The following is a 25,684-nucleotide window of genomic DNA, read 5'->3' as shown; positions in this document are numbered from 1 at the left end:
CCTCCGCCTATTTCCGACTGCCGACCACCTTACGGGGACTCTATTGCACCGGGCGATAAATTCCGAGCGCGGGCGGAAATAGCAGACGTTTACAGCCAACACGAAGGCCCCGGCTCGGGGAGCCGGGGCCTTCGGTGAAGTGCGGGGTAGCGCGTGTCAGACGTCGACGCCGTGGCTGCGCAGGTACGCGACCGGGTCGATGTCCGAGCCGTACTGGGCGCCGGTACGGGCCTCGAAGTGCAGGTGCGGGCCGCTGGAGTTGCCGGTGGAGCCCGACAGGCCGATCTGCTGGCCGGCGGTGACCTGGTCGCCGACGGAGACGTTCAGCGAGGACATGTGGCCGTACTGCGTGTACGTGCCGTCGGCGTGCTTGATGACGACGTTGTTGCCGTACGCGCCGCCCCAGCCCGCCTCGACCACGGTGCCGATGCCGACCGCGTGCACGGTCGTGCCGGACGCGGCGTGGAAGTCGATGCCGGTGTGGCTGCCGGAGGACCACATGCCGCCGCCCGCGTGCCACTGGGTGCTGACGTAGGAGTCGTCGACGGGGGCCACGAAGGTGTTGAGGCGCTTGCGCTCCTCCTCGCGGGCGGCGCGCTCGGCGGCCTCCCGCTCGGCCTTCGCCTTCTCCTCGGCCTTCTGCTTGGCCTCGGCGGCACGGGCCTTGGCCTCGGCTTCCGCCTTCGCCTTGAGGGCGGCGGCCTCGGCCGCGTGCTCCTGGGCGTCGGCCTGGGCCTCGATCTGGCCCTGGAGGTCCTCGGCGGTCACGACGGCGTTCAGGCCGGTGTCCTCCATGGAGGGGGCCTTGTCCGACGCGGCGAACGCGGGGCCTGCGAGGGAGCCGACGACACCGGTGGTGGCGAGGGCGGCGATGCCGGCGTAACCGGCGGTCTTGCGGCTCAGACGACTGGAACCACGGTGCTTACCGGCGGCACGACTGCCAAACGCCATGAAGGGGTTGATCCTTTCCTTCCTTCTCGCCTACCGGGTTAGCTGACGGGTTCGGAGCAGGAAGGTCTCCTACGGGCCCCCTCTGACGAGGCGGTCCGATTCACCCCAGGGACACATGTGGGTCCCCGGCTCCCCAGGCTCGCGCCTGACGGGGACTCGGCGATCGCTGCCCGGTGCCGCGGATGCGGCGGGTACAACTGACGGACAGCACGGCCGACGCTAGGCGGATCATCAGTCAATCGCCAAACAGACACGCGTTTTTGTTGCGTACGCCACACCCCATACGAGCAACCTCTTCACGAAACAGACAAAAGGGGCCCCGACGGACAAGCCGCCGGAGCCCCTTGAAATGTCCGTCAGTTGGTGACGACGGTGACCTCACCGATGCCCAGCGCCCGCACCGGCTCCTCGATCTGGGCGGCGTCGCCCACCAGGACCGTGACCAGGCGGTCCACCGGGAAGGCGGCCAGGACGGCCGACGTCGCCTCCACCGTGCCCGTTTGGGCCAGCTGTGCGTACAACCGCGCCTGGTAGTCGTCGGGGAGCTCCTGCTCGACCTGGTCGGCGAGCGTGCCGGCGACGGCCGCGGCCGTCTCGAACTTCAGCGGGGCCACGCCCACCAAGTTCTGCACCGCCACGTCCCGTTCGGCGTCGGTCAGGCCGCCCTCCGCGAGGGTGCGGAGCACCTTCCAGAGGTCGTCGAGCGCCGGGCCGGTGTTGGGGGTGTCCACCGAGCCGCTGATGGCGAGCATCGAGGCGCCCTTGCCGTCGGCCGTGGAGCGCAGCACCTGGCCGAACGCGCGCACGCCGTAGGTGTAGCCCTTCTCCTCGCGCAGCACCTTGTCCAGGCGCGAGGTGAGGGTGCCGCCCAGGCAGTACGTGCCGAGCACCTGCGCCGCCCAGACCCGCTCGTGCCGGTCCGGCCCGATGCGGCCGATGAGCAGCTGCGTCTGGACCGCGCCGGGCCGGTCCACGATGACCACGCGGCCGGTGTCGTCGGCGGTGACCGGCGGAACCGGGAGCGGCTCGGCGGAGTCGCCGGTCCAGGCGCCCAGGGTGTCCCCCAGGACCTCGTCCAGGTCGATGCCGGTCAGGTCGCCGACGACCACCGCGGTGGCGGTGGCGGGGCGTACGTGGGCCTCGTAGAAGGCGCGTACGGCCGCGGAGTCGATCCGGGCGACCGTCTCCTCGGTGCCCTGGCGCGGCCGGGACATCCGCAGGGCCGGCGGGAACAGCTGCCGGGAGAGCTCCTTGGCGGCCCGGCGCTGCGGGTTGGCCAGCTCGTGCGGGATCTCGTCGAGCCGGTTGCGCACCAGCCGGTCGACCTCGCTGTCGGCGAAGGCCGGCGCGCGCAGCGCCTCGGCGAGCAGGCCCAGCGCCTTGTGCAAGCGGGAGGCCGGGACCTCCAGGGAGACCCGCATGCCCGGGTGGTCGGCGTGCGCGTCGAGCGTGGCGCCGCAGCGTTCCAGCTCGGCCGCGAACTCCTCGGCGGAACGCTTGTCGGTGCCCTCGGACAGCGCGCGGGCCATGATGGTCGCCACGCCGTCCAGGCCCTTCGGCTCGGCGTCCAGCGGGGCGGCGAGGTTGACCTCGACCGCGACGACCTGCTGGCCGGGCCGGTGGCAGCGCAGCACGGTCAGGCCGTTGGGCAGCGCGCCGCGCTCGGGGGCCGGGAAGGCCCACGGCCGGGCCTGGCCGGCCTGCGGCTGCGGGTGGAAGGTCATCGTGACGGCTGCGGTGTCGCTCACTGCTCCGCCCCTTCGTTCTCGTCGCTCTCGCCGTTCTCGCCGGCTTCTGCCGGGAGCGGCTCGTACACCAGCACCGCGCGGTTGTCGGGGCGCAGCCGGGCCGCGGCCACGGCCTGCACCTCCTCGGCGGTGATGTCGAGGACGCGCTGGACGGCGGTCAGCGCCAGCTGCGGGTCGCCGAACAGCACCGCGAAGCGGCACAGTTCGTCGGCGCGCCCGGCCACCGTGCTCAGCCGGTCCAGCCACTCCCGCTCCAGCTGCGCCTGGGCACGCTCCATCTCCTCGGCCGTGGGGCCCTCGGCGGCGAACCGCGCGAGCTCCTCGTCGACGGCCGCCTCGATGGCGGGCACCTCGACACCGCTGGAGGTCTTCACGTCCAGCCAGCCCAGCGAGGGGGCGCCGGCGAGCCGCAGCATGCCGAAGCCCGCCGCGACCGCCGTCTGGTCCCGGCGTACGAGGCGGTTGTGGAGCCGGGAGGACTCGCCGCCGCCCAGCACGGTCAGCGCCACGTCGGCGGCGTCGCACTCGCGGGTGCCGTCGTGCGGGAGCCGGTACGCGGCCATCAGCGCGCGTGCCGGGACCTCCTCGACGATCTCCTCGCGCAGCTGCCCGCCCATGATCTCGGGCAGCGTGCCGTCGCGCGGCGGCTGCTTGCCGTCGTGCCCGGGGATGGTGCCGAAGTACTTCTCGACCCAGGCGAGCGTCTGCTCGGGGTCGATGTCGCCGACGACCGACAGCACCGCGTTGTTGGGCGCGTAGTACGTGCGGAAGAAGGCGCGGGCGTCCTCCAGGGAGGCCGCGTCCAGGTCGGCCATCGAGCCGATCGGCGTGTGGTGGTACGGGTGGCCCTCGGGGTAGGCGAGGGCGGTCAGCTTCTCGAAGGCCGTGCCGTACGGGACGTTGTCGTACCGCTGGCGGCGCTCGTTCTTGACGACGTCGCGCTGGTTCTCCATGGACTCGTCGTCCAGGGCGGCCAGCAGCGAGCCCATCCGGTCGGCCTCCAGCCAGAGCGCGAGCTCCAGCTGGTGGGTCGGCATGGTCTCGAAGTAGTTCGTGCGCTCGAAGCTGGTGGTGCCGTTGAGCGAACCGCCGGCCCCCTGGACCAGCTCGAAGTGCCCGTTTCCGGGTACGCTCGCCGAGCCCTGGAACATCAGGTGCTCGAAGAGGTGAGCCAGGCCGGTCCGTCCCTTGACTTCGTGGCGCGAGCCGACGTCGTACCAGAGGCAGACCGCGGCGACCGGGGTCAGGTGATCCTCGGAGAGCACCACGCGCAGGCCGTTGGCCAGCCGGTGCTCGGTCGCTGTCAGGCCGCCGGAGCCGGCCTGGGCTGTGGCCGTGTGACCCATGGGCATGTGGTCCCTTCGATCGCGATGCAGAGTTTTCCGTCAGACCTGCCACTGTATGCAAGCGCGTCGGGCACCGGAGAAGTTCCCGGCTGACACTCACCCACGCCTCCGTCCGGGGGTGACCCCAGGGTCGGAGTCGGCGTTGTCGGTGCCTCGGGCCACAATGGTCCGCGACAACCCCGTCCACGCCGATCAGACCACCCGCCAGACCCCAGCACACTTTCTTTCTTGGTTAAGGAGCCGCGCAGCGATGGCCCGCCGCAGCACGAAGACCCCGCCGCCGGAGGATTTCGAGGAGAAGATCCTCGACATCGACGTCGTCGACGAAATGCAGGGCTCCTTCCTCGAGTACGCGTACTCGGTGATCTACTCCCGTGCCCTGCCCGACGCCCGGGACGGCATGAAGCCGGTACACCGGCGCATCGTCTACCAGATGAACGAGATGGGCCTGCGCCCCGACCGCGGCTACGTGAAGTGCGCCCGCGTCGTGGGCGAGGTCATGGGCAAGCTGCACCCGCACGGTGACGCGTCGATCTACGACGCCCTCGTGCGCATGGCCCAGCCCTTCTCGATGCGGCTGCCGCTGGTCGACGGCCACGGCAACTTCGGTTCGCTCGGCAACGACGACCCGCCGGCCGCGATGCGCTACACCGAGTGCAAGATGGCGGACGCCACGTCACTCATGACGGAGTCGATCGACGAGGACACGGTCGACTTCACCGCCAACTACGACGGCCAGGAGCAGGAACCGGTCGCGCTGCCCGCGGCGTACCCGAACCTTCTGGTCAACGGCGCGTCCGGGATCGCGGTCGGCATGGCCACCAACATGCCCCCGCACAACCTGGGCGAGGTCATCGCGGCCGCCCGCCACCTGATCCGCTACCCGCAGGCGGACCTTGAGGCGCTGATGCGCTTCGTGCCGGGTCCGGACCTGCCCACGGGCGGCCGGATCGTGGGCCTCTCGGGGATCAAGGACGCCTACGAGAACGGCCGCGGGACGTTCAAGATCCGCGCCACGGTCGCCGTGGAGAACGTGACGGCCCGCCGCAAGGGCCTGGTCGTCACGGAACTGCCCTTCACGGTCGGCCCCGAGAAGGTCATCGCGAAGATCAAGGACCTGGTCGGCTCCAAGAAGCTCCAGGGCATCGCGGACGTCAAGGACCTCACCGACCGTTCGCACGGCCTGCGCCTGGTCATCGAGATCAAGAACGGCTTCCACCCGGAGGCCGTCCTGGAGCAGCTGTACAAGCTGACGCCGATGGAGGAGTCCTTCGGCATCAACAACGTCGCGCTGGTCGACGGCCAGCCGCTGACGCTGGGCCTCAAGGAGCTGCTGGAGGTCTACCTCGACCACCGCTTCGAGGTCGTGCGCCGGCGCAGCGAGTTCCGGCGCACCAAGCGGCGCGACCGGCTGCACCTGGTCGAGGGCCTGCTGGTCGCCCTGGTCGACATCGACGAGGTCATCCGGATCATCCGGGACAGCGACAACTCGGCGCAGGCGATGGAGCGGCTGATCGAGCGCTTCTCGCTGAGCGAGATCCAGACCCGGTACATCCTGGACACCCCGCTGCGCCGGCTCACCCGCTTCGACCGGATCGAGCTGGAGTCCGAGCGCGACCGGCTGACGGGCGAGATCGACGAGCTGACGGGGATCCTGGAGTCCGACACCGAGCTGCGCAAGCTGGTCTCCGCGGAACTGGCCGCGGTCGCGAAGAAGTTCGGCACCGAGCGCCGTACGGTCCTGCTGGAGTCGGCGGGCACGGCGGTCGCCGCGGTCCCGCTGGAGGTCGCGGACGACCCGTGCCGGGTCCTGCTGTCCTCGACGGGCCTGCTGGCGCGCACCGCCAACGGCGAGCCGCTGCCGGAGGAGGAGGGCGGCTCCCGCGCGAAGCACGACCTGATCGTCTCCCAGGTCGCCGCGTCGGCCCGGGCCGACGTCGGCGTGGTCACCTCGTACGGGCGGCTCCTGCGGCTCGCGGTGATCGACCTGCCGCAACTGCCGGACACCCACGCCGCGCCGAACCTGGCGGGCGGCGCCCCGGTCTCGGAGTTCCTCTCCGGGCTGGAGGCGGACGAGAAGGTGATCTGCCTGACCTCGCTGGACGAGTCCTCGCAGGGCCTGGCGCTCGGCACCGAGCAGGGCGTGGTCAAGCGGGTCGTGCCGGACTACCCGGCGAACAAGGACGAGCTGGAGGTCATCACCCTCAAGGAGGGCGACCGGATCGTCGGCGCGGTCGAACTGCGCACGGGCGAGGAGGACCTGGTCTTCCTCACCGACGACGCCCAGCTGCTGCGCTATCCGGCGGGCCAGGTGCGCCCGCAGGGCCGCCCCGCGGGCGGCATGGCGGGCATCAAGCTCGCCGAGAACGCCAAGGTGATCCACTTCTCGGCGGTGGATCCGGCGCGCGAGGCCGTGGTGTTCACGGTGGCGGGCTCGCAGGGGACGCTGGACGACTCGCTGCTGTCCGGGAAGCTCACCCCGTTCGACCAGTACCCGCGCAAGGGCCGGGCCACCGGCGGCGTGCGCTGCCAGCGGTTCCTGAAGGGCGAGGACCTGCTGGTGCTGGCCTGGGCCGGCAACGCCCCCGTGCGTGCGGCCGCGGCCAACGGCAGCCCGGCCGAACTGCCGGCCGTGGACCCGCGCCGAGACGGTTCGGGGGCCGCGCTGCCCGCGGTCGTCGCCGCTCTGGCGGGGGGCGCGCTGTAGGACGTACTGCGGCATTCGGGTGGTGCGACCGGGGGGACGTACCACCCGAATGCCGACTAGTGTTTTCCCTCTGGGTGTTGGTGGGGGGAGTACAGAGCTGATGAGTCGTCGGCCGGGCGGATTGATCGGGGACTGGGCCGAGGCCCAGCGCCGGCAGCAGCAGACACAGGTGATCCAGCAGCGGGAGGCCGAGCGCCGGCTGCTGGCGTACGAACGGGACCGGCAGCGGACCCAGGAGCGGGACGCCAACCGCAGCCACCGGCAGTACCGCGAGGCCGAGGCTCTGCGGCGCACCGCGCAGATCGACGCCGAGGTGGACGCCCTGAAGGGGCTGCTGGTCGCGGGCTGCCGGGCGCCGGCGTTCCGGATATCCGCCCTGGCCCGGCCCGAGCAGCTGGAGCCCTTCAACCCCGGCGCCCTGGCGCATCCGGTGCCCATGCCGCGCATCGATCAGTTCCAGCAGCAGAGCAGCGGCTGGACGCTCGGCTCCGGCCACCGGGCACAGGCGGAGCGGGAGGCCCACGCCCGGTACACGGAGGCCTGGCAGGCCGCGAGCGCCGCGGAGGCGCAGCGGCAGCGGCAACTGGCCGCGTACCGGCAGCAGTACGACCGGTGGGCCGCCGAGCAGCTCGCCGGGGTACGGGCGCACAACAGCGGGCTCACCGAGCTGGCCGCCGCCCTGCGCAGGGGCGACGCGGAGGCGGCGGTGGAGTACTTCTCGGCGGCCCTGTACGCCTCCGCGGCCTGGCCCGAGGCGCTGCCCCGGCAGGTGGCGGCGGCCTACGACCAGGCGGCGCGCCAGCTGGTGCTGGACTGGGAGCTCCCGGGGTACGCGGTGGTGCCGGAGGCCAGGGCGGTGCAGTACCTGCCGAGCACGGACCAGGACAAGATCAAGTCCCGTCCGGTGACGGAGCGCCGGGCCCTCTACCGGGACCTGCTGGCGCAGTCCATGCTGCTGGTCGTGCGCGAGCTGTACGCGGCGGACGAGTTCGGCGTACTCGAATCGGTGGTGGTCAACGGGTTCGTGGACGCCCACGATCCGGCGACGGGCCGGGAGGCACGGGTGGTCATGGCGACCGTGCCGGCGGAGCGCGGCGCGTTCGCGGGGCTGCGCCTGGAGCAGGTCAGCGCCGTGGACTGTCTGGTGTCAGGGCTGGGCGGGCTGTTGTCGGGACGGCCCGACCAGCTGACGGCGGTGCGCCCCGGGCGGCGGCCCGACGAGGTCGGCGGCGGGGTCGTCAGCCACGGCGGGCAGGCGGGCGGCGCGGACGAGGACGAGCCGGACCTCTTCGCGATGGATCCGATCGCCTTCGAGAACCTCGTCGCCGAGCTGTTCCGGGCGATGGGCATGGAGGCGGTGACCACGCAGCGGTCGGGCGACGGCGGGGTGGACGTGGAGGCGCTGGACCCGGCACCGATCCGGGGCGGGCGGATCGTGGTGCAGGTCAAGCGCTACCGGAACACGGTGCCGCCGACGGCCGTGCGTGATCTGTACGGCACGGTCCAGGACAAGGGGGCGAACAAGGGGGTGCTCGTCACCACCGCGTCCTTCGGGCCCGGGTCGTACACCTTTGCCAACGGCAAGCCGCTGGAGTTGGTTCCCGGGGCGGACCTCGTCGAGCTGCTGCACCAGTACGGGCTGCGCGGGCGGCTCGGCGGCGGCGCTCCCGCGCAGCGCGCGCCCGGGCCCGGGCCCGAGCCCGATCCGGCCGCTCCCGCGGCGGACCACAACGTGCTCGGCATGTCCTGGTCGGGCTCCGTCGCGCTGGACGTGTGCGCCCTCGTCTGCACGGGCAACCGGGTGCTGAGCGAGGAGCACTTCGTGTTCTACAACAACCCCCGGACCCCCGACGGTTCGGTGCGCGCCCGTGAGCACGCGGAGCCGGACAAGGCGGCTCTGGAGGTCTCCTTCGACGCCCTGCCCGAGGCCGCCGACCGGCTGGTCCTCGTGGCGGCGATCGACCCGGACGTCGATCCGCACGCCGACCTCGCCGGGTTCACGGACGCCCACATCCGCCTGCTGTCCGCGGGCGGCGGGGAACTCGGCCGGCTGGAGGTCTCCGACGGGCGGGCCGGGGAGACCGCGCTGGTCCTCGGCTCGTTCCGGCACCGCCCCAACGGCGACTGGGACTTCGTGATCGGCGGCAAGGGCTACCGGGGCGGCCTGGAGGACCTGCTGGCCGAGTACGGGGTCGAGGTCGCCTGACCCCGGCTACAGGTCCTCCGGGTCGGCGACGAAATCGTACGGCTCCGGCCCCGGTTCGGGGTCGTCGGCCGGCCGCGCCGGGCGGTCGACGTAGCGCAGGACGCCCCACATGCTCTCCGGCGGCGCGTGCTGCGGGGCCGGTTCGCGGCAGGCCTCCAGCTCGCCGAGGAGCGCGGGGCCGTCCGTACCGGCGCCGATCAGGACCAGTTGGCTCCGGCGCGGCTCGCCCCGGCCCCAGGGGCCCGGTACGAAGCGGAGGAAACGGCCGACGGCGTGGACCTCGTAGCGCTCCTCGTGGCCGGGGACGCCGAAGTGGACGTAGCCCTTGATCCGGTACAGCCCGGCCGGGCGGCGGTCGAGGAAGTCGATGAACCGGCGCGGGTTCAGGGCCTGCTCGGAGACGAACTCCGTGCTCTCGTAGACCGTGTGGGCGTGCCCGGTGTGGTCCTCGTGGTCCTCGTGGTCGGCGTCGTCCGCTCCGTCGGACTCCCTGGCCTGGGAGATCAGGTCCTCGAAGGACAGCTGGCCCCGGGTCTCGGTCCACGGGCGCCGGTCGAAGAGCAGTTCCGGGTCGATCCGGCCGTGGTCGGCGGCCACCACCGGTGTGCCGGGGCAGAGCGTGGCCAGCTCGGCCGCGATCCGGGTGAGGCCGGCCGGCTCCGCCCGGTCGGTCTTGTTCAGCACCACCAGGTCCGCGACGGCCAGGTGGCGATCGGTCTCGGGGTGCTTGACCCGGGTCGCTTCGAACTCCGCCGCGTCCACGACCTGGACCAGCCCGCCGTACCGGATCGCCGGGTTCTCGCTGGCCACCAGCATCCGGATCATCTCCTGGGGCTCGGCCAGTCCGCTCGCCTCGATGACGATCACGTCGATGCGGTGGACGGGCGCGGAGAGCTTCTCCAGGTAGGCGTCCAGCTCGCTGCCGTCGACCGCGCAGCACAGGCAGCCGCCGCCGAGCGAGACCATCGAGTCGCCGACCTGGCCCGCCACGGCCATCGCGTCGATCTCGATCGAGCCGAAGTCGTTGACGACGACGCCGATCCGGGTGCCTCCCCGGTTGCCGAGGAGGTGATTGAGCAGCGTCGTCTTGCCGGATCCGAGGAATCCGGACAGCACGACGACGGGAATCGGCTGGACGGGATGCCGGACGGGCGGCTGATCGGACTGCTGCGCGGTCTCACTGCTGTTCACACGGCCGATCGTAGTCAGCCGAGCGCCGGAACCGGCTCGGGCGGGGTCGGGCCCACGTACCGGGCGGCCGGACGGATGATCTTCGAATCGGCGGCCTGTTCGAGGATGTTCGCGCTCCAGCCGACCACGCGTGCCGCGCAGAACGTCGGGGTGAACATCTCGCGCGGCAGCCCGCACAGCTCCATGACCACACCGGCGTAGAACTCCACGTTGGTGTGCAGCTCCCGTCCCGGCTTGAGCTCGGCGAGGATCTGCTCGACGTGCCGCTCCACTTCCACGGCGAAGTCCACGAGCGGGCCGCCGAAGCCGAGGGCGATCTCCCGCAGCATGCGCGAACGCGGATCCTCGGTGCGGTACACGGGGTGGCCGAAGCCCATGATCCGGTCCCCGGCGAGGACCCTCTCGCGGATCCACGGCTCGATGCGGTCCGCCGTGCCGATGGCGTCCAGGGTGTCCAGGGCCCGGCTGGGCGCGCCGCCGTGCAGCGGGCCGGAGAGGGCGCCGATCGCCCCGGTGAGGGCGGCGGCCACGTCCGCGCCGGTGGAGGCGATCACGCGCGCGGTGAAGGTCGAGGCGTTGAAGCCGTGGTCGATGGTGGAGATCAGGTACTGCTCGACGGCCCGCGCCCTGACCGGGTCGGGTTCCCGGCCGGTGAGCATGTACAGGTAGTTGGCGGCGTACGGGAGGTCCGCGCGCGGCTCGACCGGCTCCAGCCCCTGCCCCAGCCGGTGCAGCGCCGTGAGCAGGGTCGGTACGGCGGCGCAGGCGGCCAGCGCGTCGGCGGCCCGCCGCCCGGGGTCGATGTCGTACACCGGGCGGAACCCGGCGGAGGCGCCGAGCAGGGAGAGCGCGGTCCGCAGCCCGGCGAGCGGGCCGGAGAGCGCGGTGGCGCGGGCGAGGGCGGGCAGCGCATCGCGCACCGCGTCGGGCAGCCGGCGCAGCGGGGCGATCTCGGCGGCGAAGGCGGCCCGCTCGGCGGCGTCGGCCGGGAGGGCGCCGCGGAACATCAGGTGCCACACGTCCTCGAAGGTGCGGCTCGTGGCGAGCTCGACGGCCGAGTACTGGCGGTAGTGGTAGAAGCCCTCGCGGCCTCGGACGTCACCGAGTTCGGTCTCGGTGACCACGACTCCCGCGAGACCGCGGGGCACATCGACGGTGGTGTTCATGGATCGACCATCCATCATGGATTGAATCCTTGTCAATATTGATTGAATCAATATATGTAGGGTGGATGTCATGAACGACCAGGCGGACGGCGAGCGCCGGATCAGCACCCGGCAGGCGGCGGAACTGCTGGGGGTGAAGCCCGCGACGGTGTACGCGTACGTCAGCCGCGGCCAGCTCACCAGCCGCCGCGATCCGGTCGGCCGCGGCAGCAGCTTCGACGCGCGCGAGGTGGAGGCCCTGGCCCTGCGCAGCCGGCGCGAGGCGGCGGCGCCTGCGGGCGCGGAGCTCTCCGTACGCACCTCGCTCACGCTCATCGAGCCCGACCGGTACTACTTCCGGGGCGTGGACGCCGTCGGGCTGGCTTCCCGGTACTGCTACGAGGAGGTCGCCGAGTGGCTCTGGACCGGGACCCTCCCGCGCGGCGCTCGGTTCACCGCTCCCCCGCAGGCGCTGGCCGCCGCCCGGCGCGCCGTGGCCGCGCTGCCCGAGCACAGTGGTCCGATCGACCGGCTCCGGGTGGCGACCGCGGCCGCCGCGGTGACGGATCCGCTGCGCTTCGACCTGTCCGAGGAGGCCGTACTGGGCTCCGCGCGCTGCCTGGTCCCGACGCTGGTCGGCGCACTGCCCGAGGTGGGCCCGGCCGGCTGGCGCGGGGACGGGCGGCTGGCCCGCCGGCTGTGGAGCCGGCTGACCGCGCAGGAGCCGGACCCCGACGCGCTGGCCGTGCTGGACCTGGCCCTCACCCTGCTCATCGACCACGATCTGGCCGCCTCCACCCTGGCCGTACGGGTGGCCGCGTCCGCGCGGGCCCATCCGTACGCCGCGGTCTCGGCCGGCCTGGGCGCGCTCGAAGGCCCGCTGCACGGCGCCGCCGGACGGCTCGCGCACCGGATGCTGGTGGAGGCGCTGGAGCGGGGCGGGGCCGCACCCGTGGTCGCGGACCACCTGCGGGCGGGGCGGCGGGTTCCGGGGCTCGGGCACCGGCTCTACGAGGGCGAGGACCCGCGGGCCACGGCGCTGTTCGGCCGGCTGGAGGGCGTGCCGCAGGCCGGTCCCGCGCTGGCGGCCGCCCGGGAGGTCGTCGCCACGGCGGCGGCCCGGCGGGGCGGGCTCCACGCCAACGTGGACCTGGCTCTGGCGGTGCTGACGGTGTCCTGCGGCATGCCCGCCGAGGCCGGGGAGACGGTGTTCGCCGTGTCCCGGACCGCGGGCTGGATGGCGCACGCGCTGGAGGAGTACCAGGAGCGCCCGCTCCGCATGCGCCCGAGCGGCCAGTACCAGGGGCCCCGCCCGCCACAGCCGATGCCGATGCCGATGCCGTAGCGATTCGGGTGGGGCGGGTGCCGGCGGTCCGGCCGCGGGGTCAGGTCCGCAGCCAGACCGCCGTGTCCTGCGGAAGCAGCCCGTCCGCGTCCAGGGCGCAACTGCTCAGCAGGAGGCTCGTGTGCGCCGGCAGCCCGACCGGAGCGCCGGACAGGTTGACCACGCAGACCAGCCCGTCCGGGCGGGCGAAGGCCAGTACCCCGGGCGGCGCGGGCAGCCACGCGAGCGAGCCGTTCCCGAAGCCGCCGGCCGCACGGCGCAGCCCGAGGGCCGTCCGGTAGAGGCTGAGCATCGAGTCGGGGTCGCCGCCCTGGCGGTCCGCGGCGTACGTGCCCCAGTCCGCGGGCTGCGGCAGCCAGGGGTCGTGCCAGGGCTCGGCGGTCCACGGCAGCGGCACCCGGCATCCGTCGCGCCCCGGGTCGGTGCCGCCGGAGCGGAAGTGCATGGGGTCCTGGATCCGGTGGATCGGTATGTCCGCTTCCGGCAGGCCCAGTTCCTCCCCCTGGTAGACGTACACGGCGCCGGGCAGCGCGAGCGTCAGCAGCGCCGCGGCGCGCGCCCGCCGGGTGCCGAGGGCCCGGTCGGCAGGGGTGCCGAAGGCCTTGGCGGCGAAGTCGAAGCCGGTGTCGGCGCGCCCGTAGCGGGTGACGGTGCGGGTCACGTCGTGGTTGCAGAGCACCCAGGTCGCGGGGGCGCCGACCGGGGCGTGCTCGGCGAGGGTCTCCTCGATGGAGGTGCGCAGCCGTCCGGCGTCCCAGGGGCAGCTGAGGAAGGAGAAGTTGAAGGCGGTGTGCAGCTCGTCGGGGCGCAGGTAGCGGGCGAAGCGCTCGGAGTCGGGCAGCCAGACCTCGCCGACGAACACGGCTCCGTAGGAGTCGGCGATCGCGCGCCAGGAGCGGTAGATGGCGTGCAGGTCGTCGCGGTCGATGTACGGGTGGGACTCGCCGGCGCCGGGCGGCCAGGGCTCGGGCGGGCGGCCGGCCAGGTCGGGCAGGGCCGGGTCTTTGGCGAGCAGGGCGGCGGAGTCGATCCGCACGCCGGACACTCCGCGTTCGAACCAGAAGCGCAGTACCTCCTCGTGCTCCCGGCGCACGGCCGGGTGGGCCCAGTTGAGGTCGGGCTGCTGCGGGGTGAACAGGTGCAGGTACCACTCGCCGTCCGGTACGCGGGTCCAGGTCGCGGCGCCGTTGAACTGCGAGGGCCAGTCCCCCGGCGGCAGTTCGCCCCTCTCGCCGCGGCCGGGCCGGAAGTGGAAGAGCTCGCGCTCGGGGCTGCCGGGGCCGGCGGCGAGTGCGGCCCGGAACCAGGCGTGCCGGTCCGAGACGTGGTTGGGGACGATGTCGACGATGGTCCGCAGCCCCAGCGCGCGGGCCTCTGCGATGAGCTTCTCGGCCTCGGCGAGGGTGCCGAAAGCGGGATCGATGGTGCGGTAGTCGGCGACGTCGTAGCCGCCGTCGGCGAGCGGGGAGAGGTACCAGGGGGTGAACCAGAGTGCGTCCACGCCCAGTTCGGCGAGGTACGGGAGGCGGGCCCGGACGCCCGCGAGATCGCCGGTGCCGTCCCCGTCGCCGTCGGCGAAGCTGCGGACGTACACCTGGTAGATGGCGGCCGAGCGCCACCAGTCGGCGGCGTCTGCGGGCAGGGGGAGGTCAGCCACGGGGGCTCCTTTCACGGGGGCGGCCGGTCAGCCCTTGAGGGAGCCCGCCGTCAGGCCGCTCATGATGTTGCGCTGGAAGACCAGGAAGATGAGGAGCGTGGGCGCGGAGGCCATGGCGAGGGCGGCGATGAGGTGGTTCTCGGGCACTCCGGTGGACAGCGAGTAGATGCCGACGTTGAGGGTCTGCAGTGCCGGATCGGGGAGGGTCAGCATCGGCCAGAGGAAGTCCTTCCAGACGCCGACGATCGCGAAGATCGACACGACGCCGAGGACGGGCCGGGACATCGGCAGGACCACGGAGCGCAGGGTGCGCAGGGCGCTCGCCCCGTCGATGGAGGCGGCGTCGAGGATCTCCTGCGGGATGGAGTCGAAGAACCGCTTGAGCAGGAAGATGTTGAAGGCGTTGGTGACGGACGGCAGCCAGATGACCCAGGGTGAGTCGAGCAGGTTCCGCTGGATGAGCGGCACGTCGAGGACCGTGAGGTACTGCGGTACGACGAGGACGGCGGCCGGGATCATGAGGGTCGCCAGCATCATGGCGAGGACCGCCTTGCCGAGGACCGGTCGCAGCCTGGACAGCGAGTAGGCGGCGCCGACGTCGAGGACGAGCTGGAAGGCGAGGGCTCCGAAGGCGTAGTAGAGGGTGTTGAACAGCAGCTTGGCGAGGTCCATGACCTTCCAGGCGGCCGCGTAGTTGGCGGTGTGCGCGGAGTGCGGCACCAGGGTGGGCGGTACGCGGGCGAACTCCTCGGTGCTCTTGAGGCCGTTCGCCACCATCCAGTAGAGGGGGCCGAGGAAGACGACGGTGAAGCCGGTGACCACCACGGCGAGGACGGTCCAGTAGAGGACCTTCCCCCGGGTGCGGCCCAGCTGGGCCGGGGATATCAGGGTGCGCTCTGCCATGGGCGGGGGCTCCTGTCAGCTCTCGTTGTCGCGGCTGAGGCGGACGTACAGGGCGGAGAAGCCGGAGAGCAGGACGAGCAGGCACAGGCCCAGGGCCGCGGCGCCGCCGTACTGGTTGAAGTTGAAGGCGTACTGGTAGATGAGGACGACGACGGTGGTGGTGGAGCCTTCGGGGCCGGCGCCGCCGGTGAGCAGGAACGGTTCGGTGAACACCTGCATCGTCGCGATGATCTGCATCAGCAGCATGAGCGAGAGGATGAGCTTGGTCTGCGGAACGGTGACGTGCCAGACCTTGCGCAGCAGTCCGGCGCCGTCGAGCTCGGCGGCCTCGTACAGCTCCCCGGGGATGCCCTGGAGAGCGGCGAGGTAGATCAGGGTCGCGCTGCCCATGTTCATCCAGGTCGACGCGATGACCACGGACAGCATGGCGGTGTCGCCCGATTGCAGCCAGTCTTGCGCCGGCAGGTGCAGGAATTCCAGGGCCCTGTTGAACAGACCGTATCCGGGGTCGTAGAAGTACTTGAACAGCAGGACCGAGGCCACCGGCGGCATCATCACGGGCAGGTAGACCAGCAGGCGCAGGTAGCCCTGCGCGTGCCGGAATTCGTTGAGGACGACGGCGACCAGGAAGGGCAGCAGGAAGCCGAGGACCAGGGCGAGTGCGGTGAAGAGGAGGGTGTTGCGCCAGGCCTGCCAGAAGCCCGGGTCCCGGAAGACGTGACGGAAGTTGTCCCAGCCGACCCATCGGGTGGTGCCGGCCTCCGTCTTCTGGAAGGCCAGCAGGAACTCCCTGACCATCGGGTACCAGGAGAAGAAGGAGAAGCAGAGGACCGCGCCGATCAGGAAACCGTGGGCCGTGAGGTTCCGCTTGAACGCCCGGCGAAGGCCCTCCGGGGCGATGGCCGACATCCCGCCCGCTCCTACTGGTTCGCCAGCAGCTGGTTGACGGCTTTCTCCGCCTCGGCCAGGAGCTGCGCGGCGTCGGCGTCCTTGTTGGTGAGGATCCCGGACATCACCTTGTCGAGGATCTTGTAGACCTCCTGGGCCTTCTGCGGCTCCGCCTTGCCGGGTACCGGGTTGTCGAGGAACGCCTTGAAGTTGGCCACGGGCATGGTGGCGCTCGCGGCCTTGAGCTCGTCGTCCTTCGCCTTGCTCGCGCCGGTGAAGAAGGCGGGCTGCGGGAGTCCGACCGGCAGGCCGTCGGCCTTGGAGCGGTCGTACCGGAACTGGCCCTTGCCGACCGCGAGCGTCTTGAAGTTCAGCCAGGCCACGGCGGCCTTGATCTTGTCGGGCGAGCTGCCCTTCTTGATCATGTACCCGTTGCCGCCGGCCAGGGTGGCCGCGCCGCCGGGGAGCGGGCCCATGCCGAAGTTCTCGTACTTCGCGCCGAGCTGCTGGACCATGTACGTGATGTCGTCGGGCGCGGCGAGGAACATTCCGAGTCTGTCCGAGGCCATCTGCTTCTGCAGGTCGCCCCACTTGAGCAACTGGGTCTTGCCCATGCTGTCGTCCTCCCAGCGCATGGCGTGGAGGTTGCCGGCGATCTGCTTTCCGGTGGGGTTGTTGAAGGCGGCCTTGCCGTCGGCGCCGACGATGTCCCCGCCGAGGCCGTACATGGCGGCGGTGTAGTGCCAGCCGCCGGTGTTCTCGACGCTGTACTCGCCGTAGCCGGCGGTGCCGTTGCCGAGGGCCGCGATCTTCTTGGCGGCCTCCCGGACCTCTTCCCAGGTGCGCGGCGGGGTGTCGGGGTCGAGCCCGGCCTGCTGGAAGAGCTTGCGGTTGACCAGCAGGCCCATCGTGTAGTTGCTGGTCGGCAGGCCGTACAGCTTGCCGTCCCGCTTGAGGACGCCCAGGACGTTCTTGTCGATGTCGCCGAGCGCGGGCACCGACCGCGGGGTGACGTAGGCGGAGACGTCCTCGGCTCCGTCGTTGTCGAGCACCTGCTGGAGGTCGGTGAAGTACGCGTAGAACACGTCCGGCTGGGACTTGGCCTTGAGCATCGCGGTGAAGCGCGGGGGCTCCAGGCACTGGCCGGGGGTGGAGCGGCCGTCGATCGTGACGTTCGGGTACGTCTTGTTGAACTCCGCCACGTCCTCCTTCCACTCCTTGAGCTCGGCCGCCTTGGCCGCGGGCGGCATGCAGTCGATGGAGAGGGTGACCTTCGTCTTCGGGTCGAGCGGTGCGGTGGCGTCGGTGGAACCGCCGCCCGGCTGCGCTGACTTGCCGTCGCCGCTGCTGCTCGTACCGCAGGCCGCGAGCGCGGAGACGGCGAGGGCGGAGACAAGGGCGGCCGCGGTGCCGCGGCGGAGGCTGTATCTCATCGGTGGTCCCCTTCGAGCATCGGGCAGGAGGCGTGGGGGCGAGCGCGGCACACTCAACCACCACCCACAGATGGACGCAATATCTCGCGCAGATTTCGTAAGAGATTGACATTGCGGTGCCGGACACGGAACGCAAAAAGGGCTCCGGAGCGCCCTGGGGACGTTCCGGAGCCCTGCTCCGTCGTGCGGGACCGGTACCGGGCTACGCGCGCGGGGCCTGCGCGGTGGAGCCGCGAACCACGAGCTCGGGCTCGAAGAGCAGCTCCCCGGGCTGCACCGCCGCGCCCTGGATCTGCGCCGTCAGCAGCTCGACGGCGGCCCGGCCCATGGCCTCGATGGGCTGGCGGACGGTGGTCAGCGGGGGCTCGGTGCAGTTCATGAAAGCCGAGTCGTCGTAGCCGACGACCGAGACCTCCCGGGGCACGTCGAGCCCGCGGCGGCGGGCCGCCCGTACGGCGCCGAGCGCGAGCGGGTCGCTGGCGCAGATGATGCCGGTGACCCCGCGGTCGAGCAGCCGGGAGGCGGCCGCGTGGCCCCCCTCCAGCGAGAAGAGAGCCCGCTCGACGTGGGCCGGGGGCAGCTCGGTGCCGGCCGCGGCGGCGACCGCCTGGGCGGCCGTCAGCTTGCGCAGGGAGGGGATGTGGTCGGGCGGGCCCAGCACCAGGCCGATGCGCTCGTGCCCCAGGGAGGCCAGGTGGCGCCAGGCCTGCTCCACGGCGACGGCGTCGTCGCAGGCCACGCAGGGGAAGCCGAGGTCCTCTATGGAGGCGTTGATGAGCACCACCGGGACCTTGCGGTCGGACAGCAGCCGGTAGTGCCCGTGCGGGGCGTCGGCCTGGGCGAAGAGGCCGCCGGCGAAGACGACGCCGGACACCTGCTGCTGGAGGAGGAGTTCGACGTAGTCGGCCTCGGAGACCCCACCGGTGGTCTGCGTGCAGAGCACCGGGGTCAGCCCCTGCTGCGCCAGCGCGCCGCCGATGACCTCGGCGAACGCGGGGAAGATCGGATTCTGCAGCTCCGGCAGCACCAGGCCGACCAGCCGGGCGCGCTCACCCCTCAGCTGCGTCGGCCGCTCGTAGCCGAGGACGTCGAGGGCGGTGAGCACGGACTGGCGGGTGGCCTCCGAGACGCCCGGCTTGCCGTTGAGCACCCGGCTGACCGTTGCCTCGCTGACTCCCACCTTCTTCGCCACTTGAGCAAGTCGTCGCGTCATGCGCGCAAGAGTATCGCAAGAAATGCAAGTCGCTTGCGGGTCGGTGGAGCGGTCCCGGGAGCACCCGGAGCCGCCCCACCACCGTCGTCGCGCCCGCCGGGGCTACGGCAGTTGGTTGATTCTGAACGTCGAGGTCGTGTTCCGTACGTCCACGGCGTTGTCGCTCGTCTTCAGGTTGTTGATGGTGACCTCACCGACCGCCGGACCCTGCCCGTCCTCGGGCATCTCGTTCGCCCAGAGTCCGAAGCCGGACTTGGCGTCGAAGGCGTCGCCGCTCTTCTTCGCCCCGGTGATGGTGATGTCCTTCAGGACGGTGTCCTTGATCGGGTTGACCGGCCTGCCGCCGACGTACTGCGTCTGGAACATGATGCCGCTGTAGGTGGGATCCACGATGTCGACATTGTTGATCCTGATCCCCTGGAACACCTTCGAGGCCGAGAACAGCCAGATCCCGGGGAAGGTCTGCGCGCCCCAGAAATGGCCGCCGGAGCGGACGATCGAGACGTTCTCGAAGGTCGTCGGATCCGTGCCGAAGCCGTTCATCGGATACCCGAAGTCCAGCGAGCTGACGGTGACGCCCGAGTAGACGAGGGTGTCGGCGATGTGGATGTTGCGGAAGGTGTTGTCGTAGCCGCCGTAGACGGCCACACCGGCCGCGCGCCAGGTCAGGATCGCGGTCAGGTTCTCGTACAGGTTGTTCTTCATGTCCGCGCCGCCCGCGTCGATCGCGGAGAACAGGGCGAAACTGTCGTCCCCCGTGGACCGTGCCTCGTTGTTGGACACGAGGTTGTCCGTGCTGCCGTTCGTCATGTTGATGCCGTCGGCGAACGTGTCGCGGATCCGGGAGTTCTTGATCGTGATGCGGTCGGTGTTGGCGCCCCAGTAGAGGCACACGGTGTGCTCGTTCCAGATGTTGTCGATGGTGATGTCGGTGACGTTGGAGAAGTCGAACACCTTGCCGGGGCCGTCGATGCGCGAGGTGTAGTTGCCGAAGGAGGCGAACCCCGCGAAGGAAGAGCCCTTCGCGCTGGCCTCCGCACGCCAGCCGTTGTCGGTGTTGTCCTGCCCGGCCGGGGCGTGGAAGCGGGTGAACCAGGGTCCGGCGCCGAGCACCTGGACGGCCTTGCCGTACACCTGGAACTTGCCGGCCGTCTCGTAGTCACCCGGCGGCAGGTAGACGCCGACCAGCTTGCCGGTGGTGTCCATGCGGACCTTGTCCAGGGCGTTCTGCACGTCCTGGTGGGTGTAGCCGGCGGGCACGGTGTACGTCGCCGGGTCCGGGTTGGGCGTGACGGCGGCCTGCTCCAGGCTGACGAAGTCGATCGCGTAACTGGTGGTGTTGGCCGCGTCCTTCTGGAGGCGGATCCTGCTGCCCGCCGGGACGGTCTCGCCCAGCAGCAGGTTGGCCTCGTCGTAGACGTGCCGCGGGGCGCCGGATCCCGGGGGGTTGCCCGGGGCGGCCTCGGCTCCGTACAGCCAGGCGTACTTCGAGGTCAGCGGCAGGGCCTTCTTGAAGGTGCCGTTGACGTAGACGTCGATGGTGGAGTCGATCCCGCCGCCGCCCGGGGCGTCCGGGATGGAGAAGCGGGTGACCAGGGTGTTGGTGGCGGCGCGGGTGGTGAACTCGACGTACTCTCCCGTCGCGTCGAGACGGACGGCCTTGCGGCCGGAGGCCTCGCCCGCGATGTCCCCGATGGTGCGGTTGGGCCCGACGACGGTGGCTCCGCCGCCGACCGCGGCGTCCTCCGCCTCGTACATGTCGAAGGGCATGTTCGCCCCGCGGCCGACGAAGAGGGGCTTGGTGGAGGTGTTGTTCGCTCGCTTGACCGGGAGTTCGTTGGCGTCGTCGGCGAGCACCGCCTTGACCGTGTACTTGCCGTTGGCGGCCGGCCAGCTGCCGAGCGCGATCGGGGCGCTCAAGGCGCCGGGGGCCAGAGCCCCGCTGAAGGAGCCCGTGAGCGTACGGACGGCTGAACCCGACGCGTCCTGGAGGGTGAGGGTGATTCCGTGCGCGCCGGAGGCGGCCGCGATGGTGCCCTGGTTGCGAACGGTGACGCTGAAGGCGACCGGCTGACCCGCGGACGGAGCGCTCGGTGACCAGCTCACCGCCGAGGCGACCAGGTCGGAGCTGTCGACCGGGCGGACCACCAGCGGGGAGCCGGTGAAGGTGTTGTTGCTGTCGTTCTGCTCGATGACCGTGTTCGCCTCGTCGACGACGGCGTTCAGCGGGTAGGCGCCGGCGTCGCGCGCGCCGATGCCGGCGGTGACGGTGACCGTGGCCCCGGGGGCAAGGGCGGGTACGTTGGCCGTGCCCACCGGGCTGCCGCCGAGCTTGAAGGTGACGGCGGTGGCGGGGGCCGGGGCCGGGCCGCTGTTGCGGACGGTGGCGGACAGCGTGACGGAGTCCGATTCGACCGGGGCCGCGGGGGTCGCGCTCAGGCCCGTGATCTCAAGGTCGGGGTTGGGCGCCGGGACTCCGATGACCTGGAACTCGGCGATCTGGCCGCCCGGGGCGCCGGTGTTGGCGGTGAAGCGGAGCTGCACGTCCGCTACGCGGGCGTGCACCGGGACGCTGACGGTGTTGGCGCCGGACGCGGGGTCGAAGACGTAGTCCTTGGCCGCGACCAGGTTCGTGGCGCCCGGGGCGCTCTGCTCCCGGCCCAGGACCTGGATGTTCTGTGTGCGGGCGCCCCAGCTGCTGTCCGGGTTGAGCTTGAGGACCAGGCGGTCGACGTCGGCGTTGGCACCGAGCTTGACCGTGAGGGTGCTGGGGTAGGCCCCGGCCGCGCTCTCCCAGTAGGTGGAGGTGCTGTTGTCGTTGGCGTTCTCCGCGACGAAGGTGTGGATCACGGAGGAGCCGGTGATCGGCTTGCCGACGGCCAGGTTGGAGCCGCCGCCTCCGGTGCCGTTGCGGGTCACGGTGTTGCTGTCGCCGGAGCGGTTGCCCGCCGCGTCCTTGGCCCGGACGAAGTAGCTGACGGTGGCGTCGGCCGGCTGCGTGTCGGTGTACGTGGCGGCGCTGCCGGCGACCGTGGTGCGCAGCACGTTGTTCGCGTACACCTCGTAGCCGGTGACGCCGACGTTGTCGGTGGAGGCCTGCCAGGCCAGCTTGACCTGGTCGGGGGCCGGCTGGGTGAAGGACAGGGCGCCCGGGGCCGTGGGTGCCTGGGTGTCCCCGGTGTCCGCGGCCCGGGTCACGCTGTTGCTGTCGGGCGACTGGTTTCCGGCGGCGTCCCTGGCCCGGACCCGGTAGGTGACGCTCGTACCGGTGGGCTGGGTGTCGGTGTAGGCGGTGACGTCGCCGGCCACGCTGGTGCGCAGCTGGTTGTTCGCGTACACGTCGTAGCCGGTCACGGCGGTGTTGTCGGTGGCGGCCTTCCAGGTGAGCTGGATCCGGCCGGTGGCGGGCTCGGTGTAGGCGAGTTCGGCGGGGGCCGTCGGGGGCTGGGTGTCGCCGGTCCGCGGGCCGTAGATCTCCAGCTCGGATATCTGTCCGCCGGGCTGAACGGAGTTGGCCGAGATGAGGACCCGCAGGTGGCGGGTGGTGGTGGCGTCGAAGGAGATGGTCACCGTGTTGGCGCTCGCCGGGTCGAAGGCGTACGCCTTGGACGCGGTCAGGTCGGTGAAGTCGGTGCCGTTGGCGCTGCCCTGGAGTTTCAGGGTCTGCGTGCGGGCTCCCCAGCCCTCGGGCAGGCGCAGCACCACGCGGTCCACGCGGACGGAGGCGCCGAGGTCGGCCTGGAGCCACTGGGGCAGGGCGTTGTTGGCGCTCTCCCAGTAGCTGGCCGGGCTGCCGTCGTTGGCGTTGGGCGGCAGGTAGGTCTGGGTGCTGCTGCTGGCGGTCAGGGTCTTGCCGAGGGCCAGATCGGCCGAGGACTCGCCGGCGCCGCGTACCTCCAGCTCGGAGAGCTGGGCCGCCTGCCAGCCGGTGTTCGCCGTGATCTCGATCCGGACGTACCGGGTCTGGGAGGCCGGGAAGGTGATCGTGACGGTGTTCCCGCTGCCCTGGCCGAAGGTGTACGTCGACGAGCTCACCAGGGTGGTGAAGGCGGTGCCGTCGGCGCTGCCCTGGACGGACAGGGTCTCGTTGCGGCTCTCCCAGGCCGCGGGCAGCTTGAGCACCACCTGGTCGACGCGGGTGGTGGCGCCGAGATCGGTCTGCACCCATTGCGGGAAGGCGCCGCCGGCGCTCTCCCAGTACGTGGACTGGTTGCCGTCGGTGGCGTTGGCGGCCGTGTAGGTGCCGCTGCTGCTCCTCGCCGCGGCGGGGCGGCCCGCCGCGATGCCCGGGCCGCCGGCGGCCTCGGCGGTCAGGGCGGGCCATCCCAGCATCAGCAGGGCCGTGGCGGTCAGGGCGGCCGGCGTCCGACCTCTCCAGTGGAGCCTTCTCATATGTCCTCGTCCCTCGGCATGAGTTTTCTGAACCAGGTGAGACAGGAATTTGCGTCGTGCCGTGCGAGAGTTGCAGAGCATTGCCGAGTCGTCTACTGCTCTGACCGCACTTTCATGCCGTCATCACTTGCGCAAGCTGGACGCAAATCACGCAAGTCATTTGCGTGCACATGAGAAATTCCGCTTCGGCCGAAGGCGACCTACCGTTGCTGGTCATGCGGTTCCCCCACATGAGCGCTCGGCGCTTCGGGCTGCCCAGACGGGCCGTCTCGCAGATCCTGCTCACCCAGCTGGCCATCGCCGCCGGGGTCGTCGTGCTGGCCACCGGGCTCTTCCTGGCACCGCTCGGCGCACAGCTCGACGACCAGGCCATGCGGCGCGCCCTGGCCATCGCGCAGAGCGCGGCGGCGGACCCGTCACTGGCCGCCGACCTCCTCGATTCCGGGCCGAGCGCCGACAGCCCGGTCCAGACCTCGGCCGAGCGGATCCGCCGCGCCACGGGCGCCGAGTACGTGGTGGTCATGGACCTGGACGGCATCCGCCGCTCGCACCCCGGCGCCGACCGGATCGGAGCGCACGTCTCCACCGACCCGAGTGCCGTTCTGGCGGGCCGCGAGGTCATGGAGATCGACGAGGGCACGCTCGGCCGCTCCGCCCGCGGCAAGGTCCCGCTCATCGCGGCCGACGGGGAGATCGTCGGCGCCGTCTCCGTCGGCATCGCCTACGACAGCGTCCACGACCGGCTGCTCGGCGCCATCCCGGGTCTGCTCGCCTACGCGGGCGGCGCCCTCGCTGCCGGCGCGCTCGCCGCCTACCTGCTCTCCCGCCGGATCCAGCGCCAGACCCGCGATCTGGCCTTCTCCGACATCGCCGGGCTGCTCGCCGAGCGCGAGGCGATGCTGCACTCCATCCGCGAGGGCGTGATCGCCCTCGACGGCGACGGCCGGGTCCGGCTGGTCAACGACGAGGCCGCCCGGCTGCTGGGCCTCGCCCCCGACACGGCCGCGACCGTGGCCGGGCGCCCGCTGGACGACGTACTGGGCGCCGGCCGCACCACCGACGTCCTCACCGGCCGCGTCACCGGCCGCGACCTGCTGACCGTCCAGGGCCCGCGGGTGCTGGTCGCCAACCGGATGCCCACCGAGGACGGCGGTGCCGTCGCCACCCTGCGCGACCGCACCGAGCTGGAACACCTCGGCCGCGAACTCGACTCCACCAAGGGCCTGATCGACGCCCTGCGCGCGCAGGACCACGAACACGCCAACCGCCTCCACACCCTCCTCGGCCTGCTGGAGCTGGGCCTGCACGAGGAGGCGGTGGAGTTCGTCACCGAGGTCGTCGGCGTGCATCGCAGCACCGCCGAACAGGTCACCGAGAAGGTCCACGACCCGCTGCTGGCAGCCCTCCTGGTGGGCAAGGCGACCGTCGCGGCCGAACGCGGCGTCCCGCTGCGGCTCGCCGACGCCACCTTCCTGCCCGACGGCCTCGTCGACCCCGGCGGGCTGGTCACCATCACGGGCAACCTGGTGGACAACGCCCTGGACGCGGCGGCCGGCTCCGCCGCACCCCTGGTCGAGGTCGAGCTGCGCGCCGAAGGCCGTACGGCGATCCTCCGGGTCCGCGACAGCGGCCCCGGCGTCCCGGCCGCCCACCGCGAGGAGATCTTCACCGAGGGCTGGTCGACCAAGCAGCCCAAGGCCCACCGCGAGCGCGGGCTCGGCCTCGCGCTCGTACGCCGCCTGGCGGAACGCCAGGGCGGCACGGCCCGGGCCGGCGAGGCAGCGGACGGAGGGGCGGAGTTCTCCGTCGTACTCCCGGAGGCCCTGCGATGACCGGGACCCCGATCCACGACGTCCACGACATCCACGTATTGGTCGTCGACGACGACATGCGTGTTTCCCGGATCAACGCGGCGTACGTGGCCAAGGTTCCCGGCTTCCGCGTCGTCGCCCAGGCCCATTCGGCGGCCGAGGCGCTGGCCCGCCTCGACACCCACCCCGTGGACCTGATCCTCCTCGACCACTACCTCCCGGACGAGAACGGACTGGACCTGGTCCGCCGACTGCGCCAGCTCGGCCACCGCACCGACGTGATCATGGTCACGGCCGCCCGCGACCTGGCCACCGTCCAGAACGCCATGCGCCTGGGCGCCCTCCAGTACCTGGTCAAGCCCTTCACCTTCGCGGGCCTGCGCACCCGCCTGGAGGCGTACGGAGCCCTGCGGCGCACTCTGGAGACGGGCGGCGAGGCCGAACAGGCCGAGGTGGACCGGATCTTCGGCGCCCTCGCCGCAGCCGGCTCCCCGAACGAACTGCCCAAGGGCCACTCCGGCACCACCGCCGAGCTGGTCCGCCAGGTCCTGCGCTCCGCCGAAGGCCCGCTCTCCACCCAGCTGATCGCCGACCGTGCCGGCATCAGCCGCCAGACCGCCCAGCGCTACCTCAAGCTCCTGGAGCGCACCGGCCGGGTCACCCTCGCCCTGCGGTACGGCGAGACGGGACGCCCGGAACACCGCTATTCCTGGCTCCCGTCCGAGGGCGCGTGATCCGGCGGGCCGGA

16 protein-coding genes and 1 riboswitch are annotated in these 25,684 nt (G+C 71.7%); of the genes, 5 read left to right on the top strand and 11 right to left on the bottom strand.

Annotated features, from left to right (window positions below):
• Positions 1 to 156: 156 nt before the first annotated feature.
• The 3 genes from ACFYXV_RS17890 to ACFYXV_RS17880 all read right to left on the bottom strand — a co-directional run bounded on the left by ACFYXV_RS17890 (position 157) and on the right by ACFYXV_RS17880 (position 4,045).
• Entirely contained in the window at positions 157 to 951 is a 795-nt protein-coding gene (locus ACFYXV_RS17890) for a M23 family metallopeptidase (protein ID WP_389383398.1), read from the bottom strand.
• A gap of 12 nt (positions 952 to 963) precedes the next feature.
• Positions 964 to 1,123, bottom strand: a riboswitch (cyclic di-AMP (ydaO/yuaA leader).
• Positions 1,124 to 1,307: 184 nt separating this feature from the next.
• Positions 1,308 to 2,675: a M16 family metallopeptidase gene (locus tag ACFYXV_RS17885; RefSeq protein WP_385460866.1), complete on the bottom strand. Its 1,368-nt coding sequence runs from the start codon at positions 2,673 to 2,675 to the stop codon at positions 1,308 to 1,310.
• Between the two features lie 20 nt (positions 2,676 to 2,695).
• Positions 2,696 to 4,045 (bottom strand): M16 family metallopeptidase, encoded by a 1,350-nt coding sequence (locus ACFYXV_RS17880; protein WP_383337379.1) that lies wholly within the window; start codon positions 4,043 to 4,045, stop codon positions 2,696 to 2,698.
• A gap of 250 nt (positions 4,046 to 4,295) precedes the next feature.
• On the opposite strand from ACFYXV_RS17880, the gene ACFYXV_RS17875 reads away from it, so the two are divergent.
• Together ACFYXV_RS17875 and ACFYXV_RS17870 are read left to right on the top strand one after the other, a co-directional pair.
• The gene (locus ACFYXV_RS17875) at positions 4,296 to 6,752 is read left to right on the top strand and encodes a DNA topoisomerase (ATP-hydrolyzing) subunit A (RefSeq protein ID WP_385460406.1); all 2,457 of its coding nucleotides are present in this window, start codon (positions 4,296 to 4,298) and stop codon (positions 6,750 to 6,752) included.
• A 100-nt stretch (positions 6,753 to 6,852) separates the two neighbouring features.
• Positions 6,853 to 8,958, top strand: coding sequence for a restriction endonuclease (locus ACFYXV_RS17870; protein ID WP_389383397.1), 2,106 nt, complete (start codon positions 6,853 to 6,855; stop codon positions 8,956 to 8,958).
• Between the two features lie 6 nt (positions 8,959 to 8,964).
• Here ACFYXV_RS17870 and ACFYXV_RS17865 read toward each other — a convergent pair whose 3' ends face one another.
• Positions 8,965 to 10,149 (bottom strand): CobW family GTP-binding protein, encoded by a 1,185-nt coding sequence (locus tag ACFYXV_RS17865; RefSeq protein WP_389383396.1) that lies wholly within the window; start codon positions 10,147 to 10,149, stop codon positions 8,965 to 8,967.
• A gap of 14 nt (positions 10,150 to 10,163) precedes the next feature.
• Entirely contained in the window at positions 10,164 to 11,330 is a 1,167-nt protein-coding gene (locus ACFYXV_RS17860) for a citrate synthase/methylcitrate synthase (RefSeq protein ID WP_385460863.1), read from the bottom strand.
• Positions 11,331 to 11,385: 55 nt separating this feature from the next.
• Between ACFYXV_RS17860 and ACFYXV_RS17855 the strand changes: the two genes are divergently transcribed.
• Complete coding sequence (locus ACFYXV_RS17855; protein ID WP_389383395.1) at positions 11,386 to 12,639, top strand: citrate/2-methylcitrate synthase; 1,254 nt, start codon at positions 11,386 to 11,388, stop codon at positions 12,637 to 12,639.
• 40 nt (positions 12,640 to 12,679) lie between these two features.
• On the opposite strand, the gene ACFYXV_RS17850 is transcribed toward ACFYXV_RS17855, so the two are convergent.
• The 6 genes from ACFYXV_RS17850 to ACFYXV_RS17825 form a co-directional block, all read right to left on the bottom strand.
• Entirely contained in the window at positions 12,680 to 14,296 is a 1,617-nt protein-coding gene (locus tag ACFYXV_RS17850; RefSeq protein WP_389383394.1) for an alpha-amylase family glycosyl hydrolase, read from the bottom strand.
• Positions 14,297 to 14,323: 27 nt separating this feature from the next.
• Positions 14,324 to 15,199: a carbohydrate ABC transporter permease gene (locus ACFYXV_RS17845; protein WP_385460391.1), complete on the bottom strand. Its 876-nt coding sequence runs from the start codon at positions 15,197 to 15,199 to the stop codon at positions 14,324 to 14,326.
• A gap of 15 nt (positions 15,200 to 15,214) precedes the next feature.
• Positions 15,215 to 16,108: a carbohydrate ABC transporter permease gene (locus ACFYXV_RS17840; RefSeq protein WP_389383393.1), complete on the bottom strand. Its 894-nt coding sequence runs from the start codon at positions 16,106 to 16,108 to the stop codon at positions 15,215 to 15,217.
• An 11-nt stretch (positions 16,109 to 16,119) separates the two neighbouring features.
• Complete coding sequence (locus ACFYXV_RS17835) at positions 16,120 to 17,520, bottom strand: extracellular solute-binding protein (RefSeq protein WP_389383391.1); 1,401 nt, start codon at positions 17,518 to 17,520, stop codon at positions 16,120 to 16,122.
• Positions 17,521 to 17,722: 202 nt separating this feature from the next.
• A complete protein-coding gene (locus ACFYXV_RS17830; protein ID WP_030154312.1) occupies positions 17,723 to 18,733 on the bottom strand; it encodes a LacI family DNA-binding transcriptional regulator in 1,011 nt (336 codons plus the stop codon).
• 102 nt (positions 18,734 to 18,835) lie between these two features.
• Entirely contained in the window at positions 18,836 to 23,125 is a 4,290-nt protein-coding gene (locus ACFYXV_RS17825) for a discoidin domain-containing protein (RefSeq protein ID WP_389383389.1), read from the bottom strand.
• A 215-nt stretch (positions 23,126 to 23,340) separates the two neighbouring features.
• Here ACFYXV_RS17825 and ACFYXV_RS17820 point away from each other — a divergent pair, with 215 nt between their 5' ends.
• Positions 23,341 to 24,957: an ATP-binding protein gene (locus ACFYXV_RS17820; RefSeq protein WP_389383388.1), complete on the top strand. Its 1,617-nt coding sequence runs from the start codon at positions 23,341 to 23,343 to the stop codon at positions 24,955 to 24,957.
• Positions 24,954 to 25,670 carry a response regulator gene (locus ACFYXV_RS17815; RefSeq protein WP_389383387.1) on the top strand — a complete coding sequence of 239 codons (717 nt, stop codon included), beginning with the start codon at positions 24,954 to 24,956 and terminating at the stop codon, positions 25,668 to 25,670. Before ACFYXV_RS17820 ends, ACFYXV_RS17815 begins: the two co-directional genes overlap by 4 nt.
• Positions 25,671 to 25,684 lie beyond the last annotated feature (14 nt).

It is taken from the genome of Streptomyces sp. NPDC002181 (assembly GCF_042890485.1).
Classification (GTDB): Bacteria; Actinomycetota; Actinomycetes; order Streptomycetales; family Streptomycetaceae; genus Streptomyces.
The sequence above is the reverse complement of the archived record's forward strand: the minus strand, read 5'-3'. Positions and strand labels throughout refer to the sequence as shown.

Excerpts from the sequence above, each read along its gene's own strand:
- ACFYXV_RS17835 (WP_389383391.1), bottom strand. The coding sequence starts at position 17,520 with ATGAGATACAGCCTCCGCCGCGGCACCGCGGCCGCCCTTGTCTCCGCC.
- ACFYXV_RS17820 (WP_389383388.1), top strand. The coding sequence starts at position 23,341 with ATGCGGTTCCCCCACATGAGCGCTCGGCGCTTCGGGCTGCCCAGACGG.
- ACFYXV_RS17825 (WP_389383389.1), bottom strand. The coding sequence starts at position 23,125 with ATGAGAAGGCTCCACTGGAGAGGTCGGACGCCGGCCGCCCTGACCGCC.
- ACFYXV_RS17830 (WP_030154312.1), bottom strand. The coding sequence starts at position 18,733 with ATGACGCGACGACTTGCTCAAGTGGCGAAGAAGGTGGGAGTCAGCGAG.
- ACFYXV_RS17890 (WP_389383398.1), bottom strand. The coding sequence starts at position 951 with ATGGCGTTTGGCAGTCGTGCCGCCGGTAAGCACCGTGGTTCCAGTCGT.
- ACFYXV_RS17840 (WP_389383393.1), bottom strand. The coding sequence starts at position 16,108 with ATGTCGGCCATCGCCCCGGAGGGCCTTCGCCGGGCGTTCAAGCGGAAC.
- ACFYXV_RS17815 (WP_389383387.1), top strand. The coding sequence starts at position 24,954 with ATGACCGGGACCCCGATCCACGACGTCCACGACATCCACGTATTGGTC.
- ACFYXV_RS17885 (WP_385460866.1), bottom strand. The coding sequence starts at position 2,675 with ATGACCTTCCACCCGCAGCCGCAGGCCGGCCAGGCCCGGCCGTGGGCC.
- ACFYXV_RS17855 (WP_389383395.1), top strand. The coding sequence starts at position 11,386 with ATGAACGACCAGGCGGACGGCGAGCGCCGGATCAGCACCCGGCAGGCG.
- ACFYXV_RS17860 (WP_385460863.1), bottom strand. The coding sequence starts at position 11,330 with ATGGATGGTCGATCCATGAACACCACCGTCGATGTGCCCCGCGGTCTC.
- ACFYXV_RS17845 (WP_385460391.1), bottom strand. The coding sequence starts at position 15,199 with ATGGCAGAGCGCACCCTGATATCCCCGGCCCAGCTGGGCCGCACCCGG.
- ACFYXV_RS17880 (WP_383337379.1), bottom strand. The coding sequence starts at position 4,045 with ATGGGTCACACGGCCACAGCCCAGGCCGGCTCCGGCGGCCTGACAGCG.
- ACFYXV_RS17875 (WP_385460406.1), top strand. The coding sequence starts at position 4,296 with ATGGCCCGCCGCAGCACGAAGACCCCGCCGCCGGAGGATTTCGAGGAG.
- ACFYXV_RS17870 (WP_389383397.1), top strand. The coding sequence starts at position 6,853 with ATGAGTCGTCGGCCGGGCGGATTGATCGGGGACTGGGCCGAGGCCCAG.